At 67.0% G+C, this 4722-nt stretch carries 3 protein-coding genes and 1 pseudogene; 1 reads left to right on the forward strand and 3 read right to left on the reverse strand.

The features are described from left to right. Positions 1–138, forward strand: a pseudogene (locus ABGA94_RS07420) (sugar kinase); the annotation flags it as partial. 40 nt (positions 139–178) lie between these two features. Here ABGA94_RS07420 and ABGA94_RS07425 read toward each other — a convergent pair. The 3 genes from ABGA94_RS07425 to ABGA94_RS07435 all read right to left on the reverse strand — a co-directional run bounded on the left by ABGA94_RS07425 (position 179) and on the right by ABGA94_RS07435 (position 4522). Next, positions 179–1387, reverse strand: coding sequence for an acetyl-CoA C-acyltransferase (locus ABGA94_RS07425; RefSeq protein ID WP_005416236.1), 1209 nt, complete (start codon positions 1385–1387; stop codon positions 179–181). A 69-nt stretch (positions 1388–1456) separates the two neighbouring features. Further along, on the reverse strand, positions 1457–3829 hold the full coding sequence (locus tag ABGA94_RS07430; RefSeq protein ID WP_375366879.1) for a 3-hydroxyacyl-CoA dehydrogenase/enoyl-CoA hydratase family protein: 2373 nt from the start codon (positions 3827–3829) through the stop codon (positions 1457–1459). A gap of 39 nt (positions 3830–3868) precedes the next feature. Next, a complete protein-coding gene (locus tag ABGA94_RS07435) occupies positions 3869–4522 on the reverse strand; it encodes a TetR/AcrR family transcriptional regulator (protein WP_005416238.1) in 654 nt (217 codons plus the stop codon). Positions 4523–4722 lie beyond the last annotated feature (200 nt).

Here is a 4722-nt window from a genome sequence, read left to right on the forward strand (position 1 = left end):
TACGCGCCGCTGTACCAGCAGCTGCCGGCCGCCATCGCCACCCATCTGTTCAATGGCGTGCAGGTCCCGCCGATCGTGCCGCCACGGTTCGGCGATGCCGGTGGCGCGCGTGGCGCTGCCCTGCTCGCCTGCCAACCCGGCCCACGCCATGAAGCCCATCGAGGCAACGCCTTGAACCTTACAGCGCCTCGAAAATACCCGCCGCGCCCATGCCGGTGCCGATGCACATCGTGACCATGCCGTACTTCTGCTGGCGACGACGCAGGCCGTGCAGCAGGGTGGCGGTACGGATCGCGCCGGTCGCGCCCAGCGGATGGCCCAGGGCGATCGCGCCGCCCAGCGGGTTGACCTTGCTCGGGTCCAGGCCGCAATCGCGGATCACTGCCAGCGACTGCGCGGCGAAGGCTTCGTTCAGTTCAATCCAGTCCAGCTGGTCCTGGGTCAGGCCGGCCTGCTTCAGGGCCTTCGGGATCGCGGCGATCGGGCCGATGCCCATCACTTCCGGGCGCACGCCGGCCACCGAGAAGCTGACGAAACGCGCCAGCGGGGTCAGGCCGTAATCCTTGATCGCCTGCTCCGAGGCCAGCAGCACGGCACCGGCGCCATCGCTCATCTGCGACGAGTTGCCGGCGGTGACGGTGCCGCCGAACTGGCCGTTGCGGAATACCGGGCGCAGCTTGGCCAGGCCTTCAGCGGAGGAGTCCGGGCGCGGGCCTTCGTCGGTGTCGGCCACCTTGTTGCGGGTGATGATGCGCTGGCCGTCGGCCAGGTCCGGCAGGTGCGAGACGATCTCGTACGGGCTGATTTCGTCCTTGAACTCGCCGTTCTGGATCGCGGCCATGGCCTTCTGGTGCGAGGCCAGGGCGAACGCGTCCTGGTCTTCGCGCGAGACCTTCCACTCTTCGGCCACCTTCTCGGCGGTGATGCCCATGCCGTAGGCGATGGCGACGTGGTCGTTGTCGAACACGCTCGGTGCCATGGCGATCTTGTTGCCCATCATCGGCACCATCGACATCGACTCGGTACCGCCGGCCAGCATCAGGTCGGCGTTGCCCAGGCGGATCGCATCGGCGGCCTGCGCCACGGCCTGCAGGCCGGAGGAGCAGAAGCGGTTCACGGTCTGCGCGGCGATGGTGTTCGGCAGGCCGGCCAGCAGCACGCCGATGCGCGCCACGTTCATGCCCTGCTCGGCTTCCGGCATGGCGCAGCCGATGATGGCGTCATCGATGCGGTTGACGTCCACGCCCGGGGCCTGGGCGACGACGCTGCGCAGCACGTGCGCAAGCATGTCGTCGGGGCGGGTGTTGCGGAACATGCCCTTGGGCGCCTTGCCAACCGGGGTACGGGTGGCGGCGACGATGTAGGCGTCCTGGATTTGCTTGGTCATTGCAATGATCTCTTGAATAGGGGTTGGAAGAGGTTGCCGGCCAGCGGCCGGCACTACCGATGTCTTCCGTCAGTTCCGCAGCGGCTTGCCGGTCTTCAGCATGTGCGCGATGCGGGCCTGGGTCTTTTCCTGCTGGGCCAGTTCGACGAAGTGCTTGCGCTCCAGGGTCAGCAGCCACTCTTCGTCAACCAGGGTGCCGCGGTCGACCTTGCCGCCGCACAGCACGGTGGCGATGCGCTCGGCGATCTCGTAGTCGTACGGGCTGATGAAGCGGCCTTCCAGCATGTTGACCAGCATCATCTTGAAGGTGGCGATACCCACGTCACCGGCCACCTGGATGCGGCGTGCCGGCAGCGGCGGACGGTAGCCCGCTTCGGCCAGGGCGCGAGCTTCGGCCTTGGCGATGTGCAGCGCTTCGTAGCTGTTGAACACCACCTTGTCGGTGCTGCGCAGCAGGCCCAGTTCCTTGGCGTTGACCGCCGAGTTGGAGACCTTGGCCATCGCTATGGTCTCGAAGGTCTTCTTCAGTTCGGCGAACACATCACCGCCCGGGCCTGCGGCCTGCGAGGCGCGCACGGCCAGTTCCTTCAGGCCACCGCCGGCCGGCAGCAGGCCGACGCCGGCCTCGACTAGGCCGATGTAGCTTTCCAGGAAGGCCACGGTCTTGGCGCTGTGCATCTGGAACTCGCAGCCACCACCCAGCGCCAGGCCACGCACGGCGGCAACCACCGGCACCAGCGAGTACTTGATGCGCTGGCTGGTGCGCTGGAAGTTGGCAACCATTTCTTCGAACTGGTCGACCTTGCCGGCCTGCAGCAGGCCCAGTGCACCGGCCAGATCGGCACCGGCAGAGAAGGGCTCCTTCTGCTGCCAGATCACCAGGCCCTGGAAGTCCTTCTCGGCGCGGCTGACGCATTCCTGCAGGCCGTCCAGCACCTGGTCGGACACGGTGTTCATCTTGGTCTTGAAGCTGACCACGGCGATGCCATCACCGTCGTGCCACATGCGCAGGCCGTCGTTCTCGAACACGGTTTCGCCCGGCGCGAACTGTTCGCCCAGCAGCGGATCCGGGAAGCGCTGGCGCTGGTACACCGGCAGCGACGAACGCGGCAGCTTGGCGTTGCGCGACGGGCTGTAGCTGCCCTCGGCGGCGTGCACGCCATCGCGGCCATCGAACACCCAGTCCGGCAGCGGTGCGTTGCTCATGCTCTTGCCGGCCACGATGTCATCGGCGATCCACTGCGCGACCTGCTTCCAGCCGGCGGCCTGCCAGGTTTCGAACGGGCCCAGCGACCAGCCGTAGCCCCAGCGGATGGCCAGGTCGACGTCGCGCGCGGTCTCGGCGATGTCGGCCAGGTGGTAGGCGCTGTAGTGGAACAGGTCACGGAAAGTCGCCCACAGGAACTGCGCCTGCGGGTGCTGGCTCTCGCGCAGCTTGGCGAACTTCTCGGCCGGGTTCCTGATCTTCAGGATCTCGACCACTTCCGGGGCGGCGGTGCGGTCGGCCGGGCGGTAGTCCTGCTTCTCCAGGTCCAGCACGACGATGTCCTTGCCGACCTTGCGGAAGATGCCGGCGCCGGTCTTCTGGCCCAGTGCGCCCTTGGAAATCAGCGCGTCCAGCCACTTCGGCGACTTGAAGAACTCATGCCACGGGTCGTTCGGCAGGGTGTCGCCCATGGTCTTGATGACGTGGGCCATGGTGTCCAGGCCGACCACGTCGGAGGTGCGGTAGGTGGCCGACTTCGGGCGGCCGACCAGCGGGCCGGTCAGGCCGTCCACTTCGTCGAAGCCCAGGCCGAACTGCTGGGTGTGGTGGATGGTCGACAGGATCGAGAACACGCCGATGCGGTTGCCGATGAAGTTCGGGGTGTCCTTGGCGTACACCACGCCCTTGCCCAGGGTGGTGACCAGGAAAGCTTCCAGGCCTTCCAGCACGGCGTCGTCGGTGGTGGTGGCCGGGATCAGCTCGGCCAGGTGCATGTAGCGCGGCGGGTTGAAGAAGTGCACGCCGCAGAAGCGGTGCCGCAGCTGTTCGGGCAGCACGTCGGCGAGCTTGTTGATGCCCAGGCCCGAGGTGTTGGAGGCCAGCACCGCGTGGTCGGCCACGAACGGGGCGATCTTCTTGTACAGGTCCTGCTTCCAGTCCATGCGCTCGGCGATGGCCTCGATGATCAGGTCGCAGTCCTTCAGCTGCTCCAGGCCGGAGTCGTAGTTGGCCGGGGTGATGGCTTCGGCCAGCGACTTGCTGGCCAGCGGCGCCGGGCTCAGCTTGCCCAGGTTGGCGATCGCCTTCAGCACGATGCCGTCGGCCGGACCTTCCTTGGCAGGCAGGTCGAACAGCACGGTGTCGACGCCAGCGTTGGTGAGGTGGGCGGCGATCTGGGCACCCATGACGCCGGCACCCAGCACGGCGGCGCGGCGGACTAGCAGGGAATTGGACATGGTGTAGGGCCTTTGTTGGTCAGCAGTTACTGGGTGGAATCAAACGGAAGCGGGCAGGGCGCTGGCGCGTGCGGCGGCGCGGAACCCGGCTTCGGCGAAATGGATCAGTTCGTGGGCGGCATGGGCACGATGCGCCGCTTCGGTGACACCGGCGGGACGCTTGATCAGCCCGAAATCGGCCATGGCATAGGTGAGCGAGCCGGCCAGGAAGTCCAGGCGCCAGTACAGCTCTTCCTTGCTCAGGTCCGGCACGCACTCGCCGATGGCCTTGCCGAACGCACGCAGCACGTGGCCGTAGTGGTCGGACAGGAACTTGCGCAGGTTGTCGTTCTTCTCGGCGTAGGCGCGGGCGATCACGCGCACGAAGGCGCCGCCGTTCTGGCGGTCCTGGGCCAGCGCCAGCGCCGGCTCGACGAAGGCGGCCAGCACCGGGCGCAGTTCGCCCGGGTGCTCGGCGCGGGCACGTTCGAGCTGTGACAGGCGGGCGCCGGTCATCTCGTCCATGCGGCGGCGGAACACCTCGTTGACCAGGTTTTCCTTGGAGCCGAAGTGGTAGTTGACCGCAGCGATGTTGACATCGGCCTGGCTGGTCACCTGGCGCAGCGAGGTGCCGGCGAAGCCGTGCTGGGCGAACAGCTCCTCGGCCGCGCCGAGGATCCGGTCCTTGGTCGAGAAGTGGGCGGGTTTGGCCATCGGCGGGCGGACCTTAATCAAACGATTGTTTGATACTAGGACCAGACGGTAGCGTATGGCATTTTGCAGTGCAGCAAAACTGCCCGGGCCGGTCAGATTTCACTCAGGTGGGTGAATGCGATGGGGTGGGGTTGGATCCCCGAATGGGGCTCCGACCCCAACGGTGGGCCCCGGAATGGGTCAGAGCCCCTGCGGGAATC

It is taken from the genome of Stenotrophomonas sp. 3diitr2024, from assembly GCF_042136455.1.
Taxonomy (GTDB): Bacteria; Pseudomonadota; Gammaproteobacteria; order Xanthomonadales; family Xanthomonadaceae; genus Stenotrophomonas; species Stenotrophomonas sepilia.

Excerpts from the sequence above, each read along its gene's own strand:
- ABGA94_RS07430 (WP_375366879.1), bottom strand. The coding sequence starts at position 3,829 with ATGTCCAATTCCCTGCTAGTCCGCCGCGCCGCCGTGCTGGGTGCCGGC.
- ABGA94_RS07425 (WP_005416236.1), bottom strand. The coding sequence starts at position 1,387 with ATGACCAAGCAAATCCAGGACGCCTACATCGTCGCCGCCACCCGTACC.
- ABGA94_RS07435 (WP_005416238.1), bottom strand. The coding sequence starts at position 4,522 with ATGGCCAAACCCGCCCACTTCTCGACCAAGGACCGGATCCTCGGCGCG.